The following is an 18,747-nucleotide window of genomic DNA, read 5'->3' as shown; positions in this document are numbered from 1 at the left end:
TTGAGATAAGCATACCTCATCTAGCGCTCGGTCAAACATCCGGATGCCACTGAGGGGTGGACTTCGGAGGCGCGCCGCAACAGAATCAAGCATGGGCCCGACCGAAGCCCGCATCCGCACCCCCGACCAGCGGCTGCGCGTGTTCGTCTCCTCCACGCTCAAGGAGCTCGCTCCTGAGCGTCGATCGGCGCGCACGGCGATAGAACGACTCCAGCTGGCACCGGTCATGTTCGAGCTCGGTGCTCGGCCCCATCCGCCGCGCGAGCTCTACCGCGCCTACCTGGCACAGAGCGACGTCTTCGTGGGCCTGTACTGGGAGCGCTACGGCTGGGTCGCCCCCGAGGAAGAGGTGTCGGGCCTCGAAGACGAGTACCTCCTCGCCCCGTGGTCGATGCCGAAACTCATGTACATCAAGCAGCCGGCACCGGCGCGCGAAGCCCGCCTCGACACGCTGCTCGATCGTGTGCGCGACGACGACACCGCCTCCTTCAAGTACTTCTCCGATTCGCGAGAACTCGGCCGGTTGCTCACCGCCGATCTCGCGACACTGCTCGCCGAACGGTTCGATCAGAGTCGGGGGATGTCGGCCGTGTCGCCGGTGCCCGCCGACCTCGCTCCGGGGGCGTCCGATACAGCGGGTGCGAAGGCGACATCGGCTCCGCCCGCACCCGCCGACGAAGCGCCCGCCGCCTTCTCCCCCACTCCCCCGGCTCGCTCCGTTCCGCTGCCCGCTCAGGTCACCGCGCTGATCGGCCGCGCTCGCGAGGTCGACGACGTGTCGGCCATGCTCCGCCGGCCCGGCACGCGGCTCATCACACTCACCGGCCCCGGCGGAATCGGCAAGAGTCGCCTCGCAATCGAAGTCGCCGAGCGACTCGCCCCCGACTTCGCCGACGGCGCCGCCTTCATCGATCTCTCCGCGGTGCACGACCCCGCGCTCGTGCCACTCGCCATCGCGCAGTCGATCGGCGTGCGCGACACCGGCGATGCCCCGCTCCTCGAGAAGGTCGAGACCGCACTGCGGGAGCGGCGCATCCTGCTCGTGCTCGACAACTTCGAGCAGGTGCTCGACGCTGCGACACTACTCGCCGCGCTGCTCGCGATGGCGCCCGGAGTCGTCGCCGTGGTCACGAGTCGTTCGCTACTGCACATCTCGGCCGAGAAGAGCTACGAGGTGGGCCCGCTCGGTCTGCCCGACTGGGAGCGGCACCCCAGTCTCGGCGAAGTGACGGGCTGCGCATCCGTCAGTCTCTTCGTGGAGCGCGTTCATGCCGTGAAGCCCGACTTCGAGATCGACGCCGACAACGTCGAGGCCGTCGCCCGGATCTGCGATGCACTCGACGGCGTTCCCCTCGCCCTCGAACTCGCCGCGGCCCGGATGCGTGTGCTCACCCCGACCGACATGCTCGCCCGACTCGACCGCCGGCTCCCGCTGCTGGTCGGGGGTGCGCGCGATCTTCCGGCGCGCCAGCAGACGCTCCGGAGCACGATCGAGTGGAGCACCCAATTGCTGGGCGATTCGGAGAAGGCGCTGCTCGCGCGCCTCGGCGTGTTCGAGGGCGGGTTCTCGCTGGAGGCGGCTGAGGCGGTGTCGGGCGCATCCGGCCCCCTGCCCGCCTTGCCCGACACGCTGTCGCTGGTCGGGCTGCTCGTCGATGCGAGCCTGGTGAGCCAGCACGACCGCGGCACCCGCTCACGCTTCTCGATGCTCGCCACCGTTCGCGAGTACGCGCTGGAACAATTGGGAGCCCAGCCCGACGATGCGCTCGACATATTGCTCGAACGGCATGCGGAGTTCTACATCGCCCTCGGTCGCGAGAGCGAGTTCGCGCTCGAGGGCCCCGAGCAGCGCGACTGGATGGCGCGGCTCACCGACGACCGCGACAACCTGCGGGCCACCGCCCGGCACCTGCTCGACACCGGCGAACTCGACCGGTGCGCCGACTTCGCCTGGACCCTCTACGTGTACTGGTGGGTGGGCGGCCACCTCGGCGAAGTGCGGGGGTGGATGCAGGAACTGCTCGACGCATCCGAGGGCCGGCCCTCTCCCCGCGCTCGGGCCATCGCGCTCTACTTCACCCAGGCGATCACCTTCTGGCAAGACCCGGACGGCCGCGTCGCGCAGGGTCTCACCGAGAGTGCCGAGCTGTTCCGCCAGGAGGGTGAACCCTCCGGTGAAGCGCTCGCGCTGGTGTCGCTGGCTCTCGCCGTGCTGGCGAACGAGACCCCCGACCCGGCGCGCGCGGACGACGCCCTCGAGACCAGCCTCGGTCTGTTCCGCGACAGTGGCGACCAATGGGGTGAGGCGATGGCCCTCGTGAGCCTCGGCCGCGTCGCCCTGCTGCAGCAGAAGACGCACGCGGCACTCAACCGGTTCGAAGAGAGCCTCATGCTGGCCCGCAAGCAGGGCGATCAACTCGGCGAGACGATCGCGTTGCACCACCTGGGCTGGGCGCGGCTGCTGCTCGGCGACGTGCCTGCAGCGGGCCAGGACTTCGGGCTCAGCCTCGAGAGTTCGGCGCGGATGGGTCATGACGAGGGAATCGCGTACGGTCTCGAAGGGCTCGTGGCCCTGGCCGCGATGGCCGGTGACGCCGACCGGGCCGGGCGATTGGAGGGTGCGGCCACGGTGCTGCGCGAGCGGTCGGGAATCTACAACGCGCCGGCATTCACGTTCCACGCGCCGCTGGTCGCGCAACTCCGGGCTTCGTCGCCCGAGGCGGCGCGGGCCTACGACCGCGCGCAGCGGGCGGGGCGCGAGGAGCCGACGGACGCAGTGGTGGGCTACGCGCTCGCCGGAGTCCCGTCGGGCGAAGCCGACGCCCGCGCCGCTGCGCCCCCGCCCGCAGCTACGCCCCCGCCCCTCAGCGAGAAAGACGCCTGATGAGCAGCCATCCGCCGCCCGAGCCCGCCGCCACCCCGGTGCGGCCGGGAACCGCATCGACACGCGGCGACCGCATCCTGCCCTACACCCGGGTGGTCTCGGCCATCATCATCCCGTTCCTCGTGGTGGCGAGCGTTCTGCTCTACATCCTGCCCGGCCGCACCGACGAGCTCTTCGCCTGGACCATCGTTCCGCCGATCACCGCCATGCTCCTCGGCTGCGCCTACATCGGTGGCATCTGGTTCTTCGCCGCCTGTCTCCGGCTTCGACGGTGGCATGCGGTGGGCTGGGGCTTTCCCGCCGTCTTCGTCTTCGCGAGCCTCTTGGCCATCTCCACCTTCCTGCACTGGGACAGATTCCATTTCGGGCATATCTCGTTCATCGTCTGGGTGACCCTCTACGTCACCACGCCCGTGCTGGTGCTGGTGGCGTTCATCCTGAACCGCCCGCAAGACCCCGGAACCCCGGATGCGCGCGACTACACGATTCCGCGCTGGTTGCGCGGCCTGCTCGCCGTGGTCGGGCTGATCGCCACGGTCACCGGGGTGGTGCTGTTCGTGGCGCCGCAGCTCGCGATCGACATCTGGGCGTGGGAGTTGACCCCTCTGACTGCGCGCGTGGCGGGAGCCATCCTGACCCTCCCCGGGGTGGTGAACGCGTGGTTGTTCGTCGACTCGCGGTGGAGTGCGTTCCGTTCGGTGGTGCAGGCAGAGTTGATCAGCCTGGTGTTCATCGTGGCGTCACTGATCATCCGCTGGAACGACCTGCTCTGGGATCGGCCGTCTGCACCCCTGTTCTTCGGGGGCATCGTGGTGTCGCTCCTGGCCTACGCGGCGTTCTACGTCTATTGCGAACGGCGACTAGCGGCGGCGGGTCGACCACAGGGCCCACGCGACCAGCAGGGGCTGGAACAGTAGGCGCACCGCGCGCTTGCGGTCGTTGTCGAGACCGAACGCGTCTCGGCCGTTCACCCACTGCGAGATGTTGCCCGGGAAGACCGCGGTCAAGAACAGGGCGGCCACGGTGCCAACGGCCTTTTGATGCTTCGACAGCACGGTGAGTGCTGTTCCGAGCGTGATCTCCACGGCACCGGATGCGAGCACGACGGCGTCTTTGTCGAACGGCACCCAGTCGGGCACCTGGGCTTGGAAGTCTTTGCGGGCGACGGTGAGGTGCGTGATTCCTACGGCCACCAGCGTGAGCCCGAGTGCGACCCGGGCGACGGTGCGGGCGACGGAGCGCTTCTGAGTCATGTGCCCATCCTGCACCCGCCGCCGGATGATGTCAGGAGTTTTCTGAGAGCGGATGACGGGAATCGAACCCGCGCTATCAGCTTGGGAAGCTGAAGTTCTGCCATTGAACTACATCCGCGTGCAGTCGAGAATAGCAGTCGGTTCGAGAAACCCTAGACGGAGACGGGTGTCGTGGCGCCCGCCGGTGCGGTCGTGTTCGCCGCCCGGCTCGGACCCGGATCGACCTTCGCCGGCCGCCGTCGCGACAGGCGCAACGTGGCCACGAACCACACGCCCAATCCCACCACGCCGACCGAGGCCCACGCGATGAAGAAGACGAGATCAACCCCCGCACGCATGCGACCTCCCCCGAATCCCCCAGACTGCACAGCCTAAATCGCCTTATCGCCCACCGCAATGGTGTCCTGATGCACCGTGCGGCTGTTCACGGCGGTCGGTGTTCGGGCGTCGGCCCCCATTACACTGACTGCGTGCTCCTCTCCGACCGCGACATCCGCACCCAGATCCGTGAGAACCGCGTCAGCCTCGAGCCCTACGAGCCGGCGATGCTGCAGCCGTCGTCGATCGACGTGCGGCTCGACCGCTACTTCCGGTTGTTCGACAACCACAAGTACCCGTTCATCGATCCGGCCGAAGACCAGCCCGAGCTCACGCGGCTGATCGAGACCAAGCCCGATGAGCCGTTCATCCTGCACCCCGGCGAATTCGTGCTCGGTTCGACCTTCGAGCGCGTCGGTCTGCCCGACGACGTCGCCGCCCGGCTCGAGGGCAAGAGCTCGCTGGGCCGGCTCGGCCTGCTGACCCACTCGACGGCCGGATTCATCGACCCCGGCTTCTCGGGCCACGTGACCCTCGAGCTGAGCAACGTGGCGACGCTCCCGATCAAGCTCTGGCCCGGGATGAAAATCGGGCAGCTCTGCTTCTTTCAGCTCTCGAGCCCCACCGAGCGCCCCTACGGGTCGAGCCAGTACAGCTCCCGTTACCAGGGCCAGCGCGGCCCGACGGCCTCGCGCTCGCACCTCAACTTCCACCGCACCGACGTCACTCCGGTCACCGAGGGCGCTCCCGGGGAGTGACGCCCCCGCGTCACCGGCACCGCCCGCCCGAAACGACGGAGGATGCCGTGCACTTCGGGCTGAGCATCCGTCGTTCCGGACAAATCGCCCGAAACTCCGTCGTTTCGACCCGGGCGGGGCGCCGGACGAGCGCGGCAGGCCGGCTCAGGCGTGCGGCAGGCCGGCCGCGCCGAGGCGGGTGGCGCCGCGCGAGCGGGCGCGCTGCTCCTCGAGGGCTTCGGCGAAGCCCACTTCCCAGGCGTCGTCGACATCGATGCCCAGACGTCGGGCCTCCTCCACGCTGAGTTCCTTCGGGAATCCGTGGGTGTCGGAGAGCCGGAAGACGTCGGCCCCCGTCAGGGTGCTGCCCGAGTATTCGGCCAGCGCATGCAGCCCGCCCTCGAGGGTGCGCCGGAACGCGTTCTCCTCTTTGACGAGCACCGCGATCACTTCGTCGCGCGAGGCGGCGACCTCCGGGTAGTCGGCAGCGTAGAGATCCGCGATCACCGGCACGACCGCCTCGAAGAAGTTCTCGGTGAGCCCGAGCGACAGCGCGAGACGGATCGCGCGGCGCAGCAGGCGCCGCATGACGTAGCCCTGCTCCTTGTTCGAGGGCCGCACGCCGTCGACGGCGAGGAAGGTCGCGCCGCGCAGATGATCGGCGATGATCCGCATCGAGGTGGTCTCGTCGTCGTAGGAGCGGCCGGAGAGATCCTGCAGCGCGACGATGATCGGCCAGAGCAGCGAGATGCGGAACACGTCGTCCGACCCGATCGACGCGGCCGCGATGCGCTCGAGGCCGCCGCCGAAGTCGACGTTACGGCGGGCGAGTTCCTCGAACGAGCCGTCGCCCAGCCGTCGATACTGCATGAAGACCTGATTGCCGATCTCCATGAACTGCCCGCCGTCGCTGGCCGGATGGGCGTGCCCGTACGACGCATCCTGGAACTCCGGCCCGAAGTCGTAGAAGACCTCGCTGTCGGGGCCGCAGGGGTCGCCGATCGGCGTGGCCGCGAGTGAGCCGCCGCGGCTCCACCAGTTCTCGCCGCCGTCGTAGAAGAAGATGCGCTCGCCGGGATGCACCCCGCGGGCATCGCCATCCGCCTGGCTGCCGATCACGGCGACCTCGGCGGTGATGCCCCGTTCGGCGAAGACCCGCTGCCAGATGTCGGCGGCCTCGGTGTCGCGCGGGATGCCGTTCTCCTCGTCGCCGATGAAGCAGGTGACGAAGATCTTCGAGGCGTCCAGCCCCACGACGTCGACCAGAAAGGTGAAGAACCAGCGGATCTGGTCTTCTTTGAAGTAGTCGCCGAGCGACCAGTTGCCGAGCATCTCGAAGAAGGTGGTGTGGCGGTTGTCGCCGACGTCGTCGATGTCCTGCGCCCGCACGCAGGGCTGGCTGTCGGTGAGGCGGTTGCCGTTCGGATGCTCGGCGCCGAGCAGATAGGGCAGGAGCGACTGCATCCCGCTGCCGTTGAACAGCGTGCTGCTGTCACCACGGGGCACGAGCGGTGCGCGTTCGATCACCGTGTGACCGTGCTGCTCGAGAAACGCTAGATACGAATTCCGGATCTCGTGGGCATCCATGTGCCCAGCATTACAGCTGGGGCAGCTGAAGCGCCAGCCACGGGCTGAACGCCCACGGGGTCAACGACACCGCGAGCTGCAGCTCGGCCGTGTCGGCCCAGCGCCACTCGGCCACCTCGGCCGGGTTCGCCAGCACCGCACCGGCCGCGCGGGCGGTGTAGACCGGGCAGATCTCGTTCTCGACGATTCCGGATGCGTCGATCGCGAGATAGCGGAAGTCGGGCAGCACGAGTTCCAAGCCGGCCAGTTCGAGACCGAGCTCTTCACGGGCTCGGCGGGTGACGGCATCCGCCAATTCCTCGTCGGGGCCGGGATGCCCGCAGAACGAATTCGTCCAGACCCCAGGCCACGCCCTCTTCGTGAGCGCCCGGCGGGTGACCAGGATGCGCCCGGTCTCGTCGAAGACATGGCAGGAGAAGGCGAGGTGCAGCGGCGTGTCGTCGGTGTGCACCTCGTGTTTGTCGGCGACGCCGATGGGCGCGCCGTCGTCGGAGAGCAGAACCACCTGTTCGGTATCGCTGGTCATTTCACTATTGTCCTTTATTACAAGGTTGCCATGTAAGTTGGAGTCGTGGACACTCACGATCTGCTCGCCGTGTCGCAACGCCGACACCAGCACGTCGAGCGCGTCTTGGCGGTCTTCTTCAGTGACTCCCACTATCGGGCGAAAACGCTGGGCGCGCCATACGCCGCGCTGTGGGAGACACTCGAGCGCAATGCCTCGGGGGGCAAGCGTGTTCGCCCGCGCATGGTCATGGCCGCCTACGAGGCCCTCGGCGGCACCGACCTCGATGCGGCCGCGCACGTCGGAGCGGCGTTCGAACTGCTCCACACGGCATTGATCGTGCACGACGACGTGATCGACCGCGATTTCGTGCGGCGCGGAGGGGTCAACGTCTCGGGCCGGTACCGCGACATCGCGACGACCGCGGGCATCCCGCTTCCCGATGCCGAGCATCGCGGTATGTCGGTCGCCATCATCGCGGGCGACCTCGCGCTCTTCAACGCCTACCGCCTGATCGATCGCTCAGGCGTCGACGGCATCCTGCGCACTCGGCTGCATGACCTGCTCGACGAGGCGATGTTCGTCTCGGCGGCGGGTGAACTCTACGACGTCGACTTCGCGCTCCGGAGGGCGAGCGCGACCGGGAGCGGAGGCGGCGCAGGAGGCGGTGCGGGCGGACCTGCCGAACTGCCCACCGTCGATGAGATCCTCGAGATGGAGCGCCTGAAGACGGCCGTCTACTCGTTCGAGACGCCGCTGCAGGCGGGAGCGGTGCTCGCTGGCGCGTCCGCCGCAGCTGTCGCAGCGCTCGGCACCTTCGGCCGCAACATCGGAATCGCCTATCAGGTCGTCGACGACCTGCTCGGCGTGTTCGGCGACGAACGCGACACCGGCAAGACCACCCTCGGCGATCTGCGCGAGGGCAAGCGCACCGTGCTGCTGGCCCACGCGGCTTCGCGCCCGGAATGGGCGGAGGTCGAGGGGTTCATCGGTTCCCCCGATCTCACCGCAGCCCAGGCCGGTCGCATCCGCGAGGTGCTCGAGAAGACGGGGTCACGCCGGTTCACCGAGGCGCTCGCCCGGGATTTCGCGAATCGGGCCTGGGAAGCGCTCGTCGATCCGGAATTGCCGGATGCGGCGCGCGAGGAATTCCGCCCCGTCGTGGCCTCGGTGCTCGGTAGGGTTCGATGACACGAGCACTCCCTGGAGCGCGGTCAGGCGCACCGGAGCTCGACGGCACGACGATCGGGGTGAGATGAGCGGCAAGAACTCGGGGCGCTGGGGCGGCGAGCCGAGCCTCTACGACCGGGTGGCCATGGAGGCCTCGTCCGTTGTAATCCGCCGCTACTCCACGTCGTTCGGGCTCGCCTCGCGCCTGCTCGCCCAGCCGGTGCGGCAAGACGTCGAGAACATCTACGCCCTCGTGCGCCTGGCCGACGAGGTCGTCGACGGAGTCGCGGCGTCGGCCTCACTCGACCGGGTGGAGATCGAACGACGCATCGATGCGCTCGAACGCGAGACCTGCTCGGCCATGTCCTGCGGCTACAGCACCAACCTCGTGGTGCACGCCTTCGGCTGGACCGCGCGTCGTGTCGGCATCGGCGAAGACCTCACCGCTCCCTTCTTCCGGTCCATGCGAGCCGACATCTCGGAGACCCGGCACACACCGGATTCGTTCGACGACTACGTCTACGGATCGGCCGAGGTGGTGGGACTGATGTGTCTCGCCGCTTTCCTCAAGGGCGTGCCGGTGACTCCGACGCAGCACGCCACGCTCGTCGACGGCGCGTGCCACCTGGGCGCCGCCTTCCAGAAGATCAACTTCCTCCGCGACCTCGCCGCCGACTTCGGCACGCTCGGCCGCAGCTACTTCCCCGGAATCGACGTGACCACGTTCACCGAGGCCGAGAAGAAGCGGATCATCGCCGACATCGACGAAGATCTGCGGATCGCGCGCGCCAGCCTCCCCGGACTTCCCACGACCAGTCGGCGGGCCGTCGTGCTCGCCCAGGGCCTGTTCGAGGAGCTCACCGGCCGCCTCCGCGACACGCCCGCAGCCGTACTCGCCCGCACGCGTGTTCGGGTTCCGAACCCGGTCAAGGCGAGAATAGCTGCAGGGGCGGCGCTCGGCCGGCTCCCGCGTTCGAGCTTGCCGAGACGCGCGACGGCAGAGCACACACCATCCGGCCCGGCCGGACGGTATGCAGAAGGAGACACGATCGAGTGACGACGACGGCGAAGACAGCGATCGTGATCGGCGGCGGAATCAGCGGACTGGCGAGCGCAGCGCTCCTGGCTCGAGAGGGTCATGCCGTGACACTGCTCGAGAAGAACGAACGGGTGGGCGGCCGCGCCGGCGTGTGGGAGCACGACGGTTTCCGCTTCGACACCGGTCCGTCCTGGTATCTGATGCCCGAGGTCTTCGACCACTTCTTCCGTCTGCTCGGCACCAGCGCGGCCGAACAGCTCGATCTGGTGAAGCTCGATCCGGGCTACCGGGTCTACTTCGAAGGCGAGTTCGCGTCGATCGACATCGCCGCTAGTCGCGACGAGAATCTGGAGCTGTTCGAGACGATCGAGCCGGGTGCGGGGGTGCGGATGTCGGGCTACCTCGATTCGGCGGCCTCCACTTACGAGCTGGCGAAGGAGTACTTCCTGTACTCGACCTTCGAGAAGGTGTCGCCGCTGTTCACCGGTGCCGTGCTGAAGCGGCTGCCTCGACTGACCCGGCTGCTGACCGAGCCGCTGGCCGGGTTCGCGGCGCGCACCGTGCGTGATCCGCGACTGCAGCAGGTGCTGGGTTACCCTGCGGTCTTCCTCGGCACTTCGCCATATGCGGCTCCGAGCATGTATCACCTGATGAGCCATCTCGACCTCGACGAAGGAGTGCTCTACCCGCGCGGCGGGATCGCCGCCGTGATCGACGCGATCGAGCGCCTGGCCGTCGCCGAGGGCGTCACGATCGTGACCGGGGCCGAGGTGTCGCGCATCGTGATGGAGGTCGAAAGCGCACCGCCGGCAGCGCCCGGCCCGGTCGATGTCTACGACTACGAGACCACCGAGTTCGACACCAACGTGATCGACCGCGACGAACTGCGACGGATGCTCTCGGGCGAGGAGCCTGCGCCGACGCGGTCAGCGAGCGGGGCAGCCGCAGCCGCGCCGGATGCTCGCGCCGTCTCGAACGCCGCCCCGGTCACCGACATCCCGACCCCCGCCTCCACCCGGCCGCGCGTCGGCGGCGTGCACTACACCGACGCCGACGGTCGTGCGCATTCGCTCGAGGCCGGCCTCGTGGTCTCCACCGCCGACCTCTGGCACACCGAGACCGCCATGCTGTTGCCCGAGCTCCAGACCTATCCCGAGGCCTACTGGCAGAAGAAGGTCGCCGGGCCGAGCGCTCTCCTCGTGATGCTCGGTGTGCGCGGCGAGCTGCCGCAGCTCGAGCACCACACCCTGTTCTTCACGAAGAGCTGGAAGAGCGACTTCGAGAAGATCTTCGGCACCGGCACCGGGGCGACCCCGCATCGCACGTCCGTGCCCGATCCGGCCTCGATCTACGTGTGCCGGCCGAGCGCCACCGACGACGCGGTGGCGCCGGAGGGGCACGAGAACCTGTTCGTGCTGGTGCCGATCCCGGCCGATCCCTCGATCGGCGCGGGCGGGATCGACGGTGCCGGTGACGCGCGGGTCGAGGCCCTGGCCGACGCCGCGATCGCCCAGATCGCCGACTGGGCAGGCATCCCCGACCTCGCGGAACGCGTGGTCGTGCGTCGAACCGTCGGCCCGGCCGACTTCGCGGCCGATCTCAATTCCTGGAAGGGAACAGCGCTCGGCCCAGCTCACACCCTGCGTCAGAGTGCCTTCTTCCGGGCCCGCAACGTGAGCACGAAGGTCGACGGCCTCTACTACGCCGGTGCGTCGACGACGCCCGGAATCGGGTTGCCGATGTGTCTGATCAGTGCCGAACTCGTCATCAAGCGGCTGCACGGCGACACCTCCACCGGGCCTCTGCCGGAGCCGCTCGGCGCCGTGCGTCCGGGCGCCCCGGTCGATCCGCAGCCCGGCGCGCCGGCCGACCGACGCTGATTCGAGCGGCCGATCATGGGCATCCTCTATCTCGCCGCGCTGCTCGTTTCGCTCGGGGGGATGGTGGTGCTCGATCGCCGCTTCCGGCTGTTCTTCTTCGATCGTCCACGGCGGGCGGCCGTGGTGCTGGCCGTGGGCGTGGCCTTCTTCCTGCTCTGGGATCTCTTCGGCATCGGGCTCGGAATCTTCTTCCGGGGCGAGACCGCATTCATGACGGGCATCCTCATCGGCCCGGAGCTGCCCCTCGAGGAGCTCTTCTTCCTCACCCTGCTCTGCTACCTCACGATGAACGTATTCCGCGGGGTGCATATGATCCTCTTGTCGGGGCGGGTCAGACGAGGGCAGGGGCTCGGATGACGTACTGGGCACTCAATCTGGTCTTCCTGGCGGTGGTTCTGGCCGTGGTGGTGGTCGCTTTCGTGGTCGTGCGCCGCCGGCCGACGGATGCGCGGCGCGGCGTCATGGCGGCGTTCGGCGTCACCCTCGGTGTGCTGCTGGTGCTCACCGCGGTGTTCGACAACGTCATGATCGCCATCGGGCTGGTGGGCTACGACGAAGCCCGCATCAGCGGGGCCTTCGTGGGCATCGCACCGCTGGAGGACTTCGCCTACGCGCTCGCCGCCGTGTTCTTGCTTCCGTCGTTGTGGCTGCTGCTCGACCGGCCCCGCGCCGCGCTGACGGGCGACCGCGAGTGATCCGCCAGCTCCTCCTCTCCTCCCGCCCGCTCTCCTGGGTGAACACGGCGTTCCCCTTTGCGGCCGGCTATCTGCTCACGACGCGAGAGCTCGACCTCGTCTTCGTGCTCGGCACCCTCTACTTCCTGGTGCCCTACAACCTCGCGATGTACGGCATCAACGACGTGTTCGACTACGAGTCCGACCTGCGCAATCCGCGCAAGGGCGGCGTCGAGGGCGCGGTGCTCGACCGCTCCCTGCACCGCGTGACGCTATGGGCTGTCGTGGTCACGAACGTGCCCTTCCTGGTGTTCCTGGTGCTGGTGGGCAGCCCGCTGTCCTGGCTCGTGCTGGCGGTCAGCGTGTTCGCCCTCATCGCCTACAGTGCACCGCGTCTGCGCTTCAAAGAGCGGCCCTTCCTCGATTCGCTCACCTCCAGCACCCACTTCGTGAGCCCCGCCGTCTACGGCCTCGTGCTCGCGGGCGCGGTCTTCACGCCGAGCATCTGGGCCGTGCTCGCCGCGTTCTTCCTCTGGGGCATCGCCAGCCACGCCTTCGGCGCGGTGCAAGACATCGTGGCCGATCGGGAGGGCGGCATCGGCTCCGTGGCCACGGTCATCGGGGCCGCCGCGACCGTGCGTTTCGCCTTCTCCGCCTATCTCCTCGCCGGCGTGCTGCTGCTGTTCACCTCGTGGCCGGGCCCGCTCGCGGCCCTGCTGATCCTGCCCTATGCCGTGAGCGTGCTGCCGTTCTGGTCGCTCCGCGACGCGGATGCGGAGCGCGCCAACGCGGGCTGGCGACGGTTCCTCGCGCTGAACTTCGCGACGGGGTTCCTCGTGACGCTGCTGCTCATCTGGACCTGGTTCCTCTATCCCGCGGGCCATTACGTGCTGGTGCCGTCGGGCTGAGCAGCTCCGTCTGCCTAGAATCGGTGGATGACGCGCCCGGCCTGGTGCTCGAACGGCGCGCCGGCGAATCGCGCACGTCGGCAGCCTTCAGCTTCGGTCACACCACCGACAGGGCGGTGCCGAGTGCGGGAGCGCCGATGGACGCCAGCATGCGCTTGCCCTTCGAGCTCGGAGTGCCGGCGGATGCGTTCCGTGTGCACATCCGCAACTGGCAGTTCGATTCGGAGGAGGCTTTTCCGACGCCGGTGACGATCACCGGTGTCTACGTCGGTGAGCAGGTCGTGGGAGGCGAGGCCGGGCCGAGCGGAGTCTTCGCGTCGACATCGACCGGTGTCGCCGGCACCGCGAACCTCTCCACCGACGGATTCGTGAGCGACTAGATCGAACCCGATCAGTTCTCGATCGACGCCCATACCGGCTACCTGCTCTCGCTCGGCTGGACGGCTCCCGCCGGAGCCGTGCTCGCCACGAATCCGGGGCTCTCCTGGATCACCACCGACGCCGGCTCCTCGCGGGCGAACGCCGACGGCGCACCGGGCGTGCTCGGCTACCTCAGCTACTTCGACGTCTGGATCGAGTACGTCTACTCGGGTCACGCGCCCCTTCTGGTAAGCATCGGCCATTCCCTCAACGCCCCCGGCAGCTATCAGACCGCCGCGTTCCCGACACGCGGCGAGCAGACCGCGTGGCCGCAGCAGTGGGCGTCGAGCAACGATGCGGCGGCTGTCTCGTTCGCCTCGCCGGGGGCCGAGACGACGGTGTTCGCGCCCGGCGCGGCGAAATGGGACGAGTTCGGCGAGCTCGATCCCGACATCGTCACGATCTGGGCGGCGTCGAACGACATCGCGCACGGCCGCCCCCTCGCCGACATCGAGCGGGACTGGGGCGCGGTGGTGACCCAGGTGCACACTCTCTGGCCCGATGCGACGGTGTACGCCCTCACCGAGCCGCCGCGCGACCTGGGGGGAGCGGCCGAGAAGACGCGACTCGACTGGAACGCCTGGCTCGCGCTCGGGCCGTACGGCGTCGACCGGGTGCTCGACGCCGACTACGCGCTCCGCGACCCGCTGAAGCCGTCGGTTCTCCGGCCCGACGTGAACGCCGACGGCATCCACTTCACGGCGCGGGGCCACTCGATCGTGGCGGGGTTGATCCCGGCGCCGCGCGTGGGTGAGGGCTAGATATCGCCGCGGGAGACCGCATCCCGCAGTCCTTCGAAGTCGCCGAGCGACTGATCGGCGTAGGCGAACGACCAGTCGACCACCGCCTCGTCGAACTCGCGGGAGCCACCGAGATATCCCGCGATGACGGGGGCGTCGAGGCTCTGCGCGTGGGCACGGGCGAGCACGGTGCCGCACCCGGCGACATAGGTGCGGAATTCCGATGGCGGAAGCGTCGAGGCGTCGATCGACCCCTTCATGTCGCGGAACTGCCGCACATAGAAGTCGCGGCCGCCGAAGCGCAGATGACCGAGGAAGGAGTCGGAGACGGCCTGCAGGATGCGCTGGTTGTCGACCACGCGCTGTCCCTCGGAAGCGTGGTCGTGCGCCGAGACCGCGCCGCCGAAGTTCTGCAGCACCGATCGCTGAGCTTCCTTGACTTGCAGGATCAACGGTTCGCCCGCCGGGCCGGAGAGGATGAGGATGTAGCACCGCGTGCCCACACTCCCGACGCCGACCACCCGCATGGCCACGTCGTTGAGGGTGAAGTGCGACAGCAGCAAAGCGATGTCGGCGGGCACGGTGCTGCGATACCGCTCGAACAGCGCCTCGACGTCGGACTCGACCGCTTCGGGCACGTGGGTGAGCACCGGGGGGTCTTCGATGATCAGCAGGGTGCCGTCGTCGTCGCGGGCCGTGATCTTCTCGAGGTAGGCGCGCGAGGTGCGTCGGCGTGCCTGGCGGGTGGCCTTGCCGAGCACCTTCTGGGCCGCCGAGTCGAGCTCGGGGTGCAGTTCGTCGGTGTCCACGCGGGTGTAGTAGCGCTCGAGGGCGTCGATCTTCATCATGTCGCGGAGTGCGGTGCGGTAGGCGGATGCCGTGGTGAGCGCCGCGCGACGAACCTGCTTCTCGCTGTGGCCGGCATCCCCGGCTCCGATGACGACGCTCGCGACGAGGCGCTTGACGTCCCATTCCCAGGGCGAGACCGCGGCTTCGTCGAAGTCGTTGAGGTCGAACACCAGTGTGCGCTGGGGGGAGGCGAACAGGCCGAAGTTGCTGATGTGCGCGTCGCCGCAGGCGACCACGTCGATGCCCGTCGAGGCGCCGGCGGCGAGATCGGCCGCCATGATGCCGGCGGTTCCGCGGTAGAACGCGAAGGGGCTCGTGAGCATCCGCTCGAGGCGCAACGGAACGAGGTGGTCGAGGCGCGTCGCATTCTGGGCGGCGAGGATGCCGAGCGGGTCGCGCGGGGCAGGTGCCGCGGTCAGGTCGCGGTGCGACGACCGCGGAATCTCGGCGCGCAGAGCCCGCCCGGCTGCCAGGGCCTCCGCGATGGTGAGGTGCCGGGCGCGGGTGCTCTGCAGGCGGCTGACGTGCGTGCTCATGTCGCAACGCTAGTGGCTCCGACGGGACCCGATCGTGAGCCGTTCACCGAGGGGCGGTAGGGTGCCGGTCGTGTCCGGTTCCGCATCCGTCTCCCCACCCGCCTCGGCACCGCTCGCCCGCCGGCTCGGCCTCGGCGACGCGGTGTTCATCGGACTGGGCGCCATGATCGGCGCCGGAATCTTCTCGGCCTTCAGCCCGGCGGCCACGGCGGCGGGGTCGGGGCTGCTGATCGGGCTGGTGGTGGCCGCGGTGGTCGCCTTCTGCAACGCGACCTCGTCGGCGCAGCTCGCGGCCGTGTACCCCTCGGCGGGGGGAACCTACGTCTACGGGCGCGAACGCCTCGGCCCGTGGTGGGGTTTCGCCGCCGGCTGGAGCTTCGTCATCGGCAAGACGGCGAGTTGTGCGGCCATGGCGCTGACGTTCGCGGCCTATGCGGTTCCGGATGCGTGGGCCCGGCCGGTCGCAGCGCTCGCCGTGGCAGCGCTGGTCACGGTGAACTACTTCGGGGTCACCCGCACGGCGCGGCTGGCGCGGGTGATCGTGGTGGTGGTGCTGGCGATCCTGGCGGTGGTCGTGGCATCCGGGGTCGTGGCGGGCGTGTCGGGCGTGTCGAGCTCCGGCGGCGACTCGGGCGGTGGTCTTGCCGGATTCAGCGGCGACGGTGTCGGCGGCTTCGGCCCGGGCGGGCTGTACGGCGTGCTGCAAGCGGCCGGTCTCCTCTTCTTCGCCTTCGCGGGCTACGCGCGGATCGCGACGATGGGCGAGGAAGTGCGCGACCCGGCCCGCACCATTCCCCGGGCGATCACGATCGCGTTCCTCGTGGCGGTCGTGGTCTACGCGGCGATCGCCGTGGTCACCCTCGGCGCTCTGGGGCCTGCCGGTGTGGCCACGACGCCCGATCCGCTCACAGCCACGGTCGAGGCAAACGGGTGGGCGTGGGCCGTTCCGGTCGTGACGGTGGGGGCGGCGCTCGCGTCGCTCGGGGCGTTGCTCGCCCTGATCGCCGGCATCGGGCGCACGACGCTCGCCATGGCTCGCGAAGGCGACCTGCCTCGCTGGCTGAGTGCGGTGCATCCGCGATACTCGGTGCCGCATCGGGCCGAGCTGGTGCTGGGGGCCGTCGTGGTGCTGCTGGTTCTCACGGTCGATCTGCGCGGGGCGATCGGGTTCTCCTCGTTCGGTGTGCTCCTCTATTACTTCGTGGCGAACCTGTCGGCGTTCACGCAGCCTCGGGCAGAGCGCCGCTACTGGCGCTGGCTGCCGGTGCTCGGAGCGGTGGGCTGTGTGGTGCTCGTGGTGACGCTGCCCCCGCTCGCGGTGGTCGTGGGCGCGGCGGTGCTCGCGGCGGGCATCCTGTTGCGCCTGGTGGTGCGTGCGCGGTCCCGCCTCCGCCCCTGAGTACCGAGGGGTTTCACGCGGACTTCTCCAAACGTGACGCCGACCGCTCCGCCAGAGAGGCGAGGTGGGCGGCTCGTTTGGAGAAGTCCGCGGCAACCACGTGCGTTCGCGCGGTCGGCCGCGGCGGAGCGCGCGTGGGGTGACGCGCCGTGGGCAGGCCGAAGCGGGGCGTCGTCGGTGGGCGACGCCCCGCGCGGTCGTGCTCAGCGCCGGGCGCTCAGCGGGTCGAACCCTCGCCGCACGCGCTGCGGCGCGTGAACGCGATCAGTCCGAGACCCACCAGCATCAGCAGCAGGAGGCCGCCGACGAGTGGCAGCGGGTTGCCTCCCGTGAGGGCGAGGCTTCCGGATGCGGTGCCCGAGCCGCCCGCGAGAGGCGAGCTCGAGGAGCCGGCGGGCACCGAGGTGCCCGCATCCGTCGGCGATCCCGGGGTCACCGGCGTGCCCGGGTCGACCGGGTTCGTCGGGGTTCCGGGGTCGGTCGGATCGGTCGGGTCCGTGGGACCAGTGGGGTCCGTGGGGTCCGTGGGGTCGGTGGGATCGGTCGGGTCGGTGGGATCGGTCGGGTCTCCCGGATCGGTCACCGTCGAGCCCGTCGTGGTGCAGTCACCGACGACGCAGACCGCGTTGCCGCCGACCGTGATGGGCAGCTCGATGCCGGGGATGATCTGGTTACCGCCCAGAATCCCGTCGTCTCCGCTGGTCACCGGGTCGCCGCTGCCGGAGCCGGTCGTCGTGGTGACGACCGAGTCCGAGGTGTCCGCGTCGCCGATCACCGAGACGGCGTTGCCGCCGACGGTCACCGGGATGCCCAGGTCGGGCAGCACCTGGTTGCCGGAGACGATGCCGTCTTCGCCCGTCGTGGTGGCGCCGTCTCCGGAGCCTGTGCCGCCCCCGGTGGTGGTGCTGACGTCGGAGCCGGTCGCCGAGGAGTCGCCGATGACGCTGATGCCGTTGCCACCGACCGTGACCGGTGCGGTGACGTCAGGGGCGACCTGGTTGCCGGAGACGATGCCGTCTTCGCCCGTCGTGGTGGCGCCGTCTCCGGAGCCTGTGCCGCCCCCGGTGGTGGTGCTGACGTCGGAGCCGGTCGCCGAGGAGTCGCCGATGACGCTGATGCCGTTGCCACCGACCGTGACCGGTGCGGTGACCGCGATGGGCAGCTGGTTACCGCCCGCCACGCCGTCTTCACCGGAGGTGGTGAGGCCGGAGCCCGTGACCACGGAGGGCGCCGTTCCTGTGGTGGTGTTCGAGGCTTCCGTCGATTCCGCATCGCCGATGACCGAGATGGCGTTGCCACCGACGATCACCGGGATCGACACGTCGACCGGCACCTGGTTGCCGCCGGCCACACTGTCGTCACCGGAGGTCTCGACCGGAGTCGCGGCCGGAGCCGGCGCGGGATCAGCGGGCGGAGCTGCAGGCGCAGCATCCGGGGCGGCCGCATCCGTCGACACCGCCGAGTCGGTGCTCGCCGAGTCGCCGACCACCGAGATCGCGTTGCCGCCGACCGTGATCGGCATGTCGACATCGACGATCGCCTGGTTGCCGCCGATCAGCGAGTCTTCACCGTCGGTCGAGACCGACACGGGAGGCTCCACGGGAGCCGAGTCGACCGAGGCCGACGAGTCGCTGCTCGACGAGTCCCCGATGACCGAGACACCGTTTCCGCTGAGGTCGATGGGCAGGTCCACCTGGATGATGGCCTGGTTGCCGGATGCCGCGCCTTCGTCGCCGCTGGTCTCAGCGGCGTTCGCGACTCCCGCACCGAGGGCACACAGGCCCCCGGTGATGAGGACTGTCCACAGCCCTCTCGAGACGTACTTGTTCATGGTGATATCTCCGTATC

General features: G+C 69.2%; 18 protein-coding genes and 1 tRNA gene. 12 read left to right on the top strand and 7 right to left on the bottom strand.

Annotated features, from left to right (window positions below; translation table 11 throughout):
• Positions 1-91: 91 nt before the first annotated feature.
• Together N1027_RS04365 and N1027_RS04360 are read left to right on the top strand one after the other, a co-directional pair.
• The gene (locus N1027_RS04365) at positions 92-2,884 is read left to right on the top strand and encodes a DUF4062 domain-containing protein (RefSeq protein WP_259505557.1); all 2,793 of its coding nucleotides are present in this window, start codon (positions 92-94) and stop codon (positions 2,882-2,884) included.
• Positions 2,884-3,801 (top strand): hypothetical protein, encoded by a 918-nt coding sequence (locus N1027_RS04360; RefSeq protein WP_259505555.1) that lies wholly within the window; start codon positions 2,884-2,886, stop codon positions 3,799-3,801. The genes N1027_RS04365 and N1027_RS04360 overlap by 1 nt, the downstream gene beginning before the upstream one ends.
• Here the strand turns inward: N1027_RS04360 and N1027_RS04355 are convergent.
• The 3 genes from N1027_RS04355 to N1027_RS04345 form a co-directional block, all read right to left on the bottom strand.
• The gene (locus N1027_RS04355) at positions 3,745-4,137 is read right to left on the bottom strand and encodes a DoxX family protein (protein WP_259505553.1); all 393 of its coding nucleotides are present in this window, start codon (positions 4,135-4,137) and stop codon (positions 3,745-3,747) included. The two genes, N1027_RS04360 and N1027_RS04355, sit on opposite strands and share 57 nt — an antisense overlap.
• A 47-nt stretch (positions 4,138-4,184) precedes the next feature.
• Positions 4,185-4,255: transfer RNA gene (locus N1027_RS04350), tRNA-Gly, on the bottom strand.
• Positions 4,256-4,289: 34 nt separating this feature from the next.
• Positions 4,290-4,475: a hypothetical protein gene (locus N1027_RS04345; RefSeq protein ID WP_259505551.1), complete on the bottom strand. Its 186-nt coding sequence runs from the start codon at positions 4,473-4,475 to the stop codon at positions 4,290-4,292.
• Between the two features lie 132 nt (positions 4,476-4,607).
• Between N1027_RS04345 and dcd the strand changes: the two genes are divergently transcribed.
• Positions 4,608-5,213 carry a dCTP deaminase gene (gene dcd / locus N1027_RS04340; RefSeq protein WP_259505549.1) on the top strand — a complete coding sequence of 202 codons (606 nt, stop codon included), beginning with the start codon at positions 4,608-4,610 and terminating at the stop codon, positions 5,211-5,213.
• A gap of 144 nt (positions 5,214-5,357) precedes the next feature.
• Here the strand turns inward: dcd and N1027_RS04335 are convergent, their stop codons facing one another.
• Both N1027_RS04335 and idi read right to left on the bottom strand, forming a co-directional pair.
• Positions 5,358-6,779, bottom strand: coding sequence for an alanine--tRNA ligase-related protein (locus tag N1027_RS04335; RefSeq protein WP_259505547.1), 1,422 nt, complete (start codon positions 6,777-6,779; stop codon positions 5,358-5,360).
• A 10-nt stretch (positions 6,780-6,789) separates the two neighbouring features.
• Positions 6,790-7,305 (bottom strand): isopentenyl-diphosphate Delta-isomerase, encoded by a 516-nt coding sequence (idi, locus tag N1027_RS04330; protein ID WP_259505545.1) that lies wholly within the window; start codon positions 7,303-7,305, stop codon positions 6,790-6,792.
• Positions 7,306-7,350: 45 nt separating this feature from the next.
• Between idi and N1027_RS04325 the strand changes: the two genes are divergently transcribed.
• The 8 genes from N1027_RS04325 (at position 7,351) to N1027_RS04290 (ending at position 14,136) form a co-directional block, all read left to right on the top strand.
• Positions 7,351-8,475, top strand: a complete 1,125-nt coding sequence (locus N1027_RS04325) for a polyprenyl synthetase family protein (RefSeq protein WP_259505543.1) — start codon at positions 7,351-7,353, stop codon at positions 8,473-8,475.
• Between the two features lie 64 nt (positions 8,476-8,539).
• Positions 8,540-9,511, top strand: a complete 972-nt coding sequence (locus N1027_RS04320) for a phytoene/squalene synthase family protein (protein WP_259505541.1) — start codon at positions 8,540-8,542, stop codon at positions 9,509-9,511.
• Complete coding sequence (crtI, locus tag N1027_RS04315; RefSeq protein WP_259505533.1) at positions 9,508-11,373, top strand: phytoene desaturase family protein; 1,866 nt, start codon at positions 9,508-9,510, stop codon at positions 11,371-11,373. Before N1027_RS04320 ends, crtI begins: the two co-directional genes overlap by 4 nt.
• A 15-nt stretch (positions 11,374-11,388) precedes the next feature.
• Positions 11,389-11,730: a lycopene cyclase domain-containing protein gene (locus tag N1027_RS04310; RefSeq protein WP_259505531.1), complete on the top strand. Its 342-nt coding sequence runs from the start codon at positions 11,389-11,391 to the stop codon at positions 11,728-11,730.
• Positions 11,727-12,068, top strand: a complete 342-nt coding sequence (locus N1027_RS04305; RefSeq protein WP_259505529.1) for a lycopene cyclase domain-containing protein — start codon at positions 11,727-11,729, stop codon at positions 12,066-12,068. The genes N1027_RS04310 and N1027_RS04305 overlap by 4 nt, the downstream gene beginning before the upstream one ends.
• Entirely contained in the window at positions 12,065-12,955 is an 891-nt protein-coding gene (locus N1027_RS04300) for a prenyltransferase (protein ID WP_259505527.1), read from the top strand. Before N1027_RS04305 ends, N1027_RS04300 begins: the two co-directional genes overlap by 4 nt.
• Positions 12,956-12,978: 23 nt before the next feature.
• Entirely contained in the window at positions 12,979-13,335 is a 357-nt protein-coding gene (locus N1027_RS04295; RefSeq protein ID WP_259505525.1) for a hypothetical protein, read from the top strand.
• 78 nt (positions 13,336-13,413) lie between these two features.
• Entirely contained in the window at positions 13,414-14,136 is a 723-nt protein-coding gene (locus tag N1027_RS04290) for an SGNH/GDSL hydrolase family protein (RefSeq protein ID WP_259505523.1), read from the top strand.
• Here the strand turns inward: N1027_RS04290 and N1027_RS04285 are convergent.
• Positions 14,133-15,500: a DUF2252 domain-containing protein gene (locus tag N1027_RS04285; protein ID WP_259505522.1), complete on the bottom strand. Its 1,368-nt coding sequence runs from the start codon at positions 15,498-15,500 to the stop codon at positions 14,133-14,135. The two genes, N1027_RS04290 and N1027_RS04285, sit on opposite strands and share 4 nt — an antisense overlap.
• A gap of 70 nt (positions 15,501-15,570) precedes the next feature.
• Here N1027_RS04285 and N1027_RS04280 point away from each other — a divergent pair, with 70 nt between their 5' ends.
• Positions 15,571-16,899 carry an APC family permease gene (locus tag N1027_RS04280; RefSeq protein ID WP_259505521.1) on the top strand — a complete coding sequence of 443 codons (1,329 nt, stop codon included), beginning with the start codon at positions 15,571-15,573 and terminating at the stop codon, positions 16,897-16,899.
• A 217-nt stretch (positions 16,900-17,116) separates the two neighbouring features.
• Here N1027_RS04280 and N1027_RS04275 read toward each other — a convergent pair whose 3' ends face one another.
• Positions 17,117-18,730 (bottom strand): chaplin family protein, encoded by a 1,614-nt coding sequence (locus N1027_RS04275; protein WP_259505519.1) that lies wholly within the window; start codon positions 18,728-18,730, stop codon positions 17,117-17,119.
• Positions 18,731-18,747: the final 17 nt, after the last annotated feature.

The organism is Herbiconiux aconitum, from assembly GCF_024979235.1.
Taxonomy (GTDB): Bacteria; Actinomycetota; Actinomycetes; order Actinomycetales; family Microbacteriaceae; genus Herbiconiux; species Herbiconiux aconitum.
The sequence above is the reverse complement of the archived record's forward strand: the minus strand, read 5'-3'. Positions and strand labels throughout refer to the sequence as shown.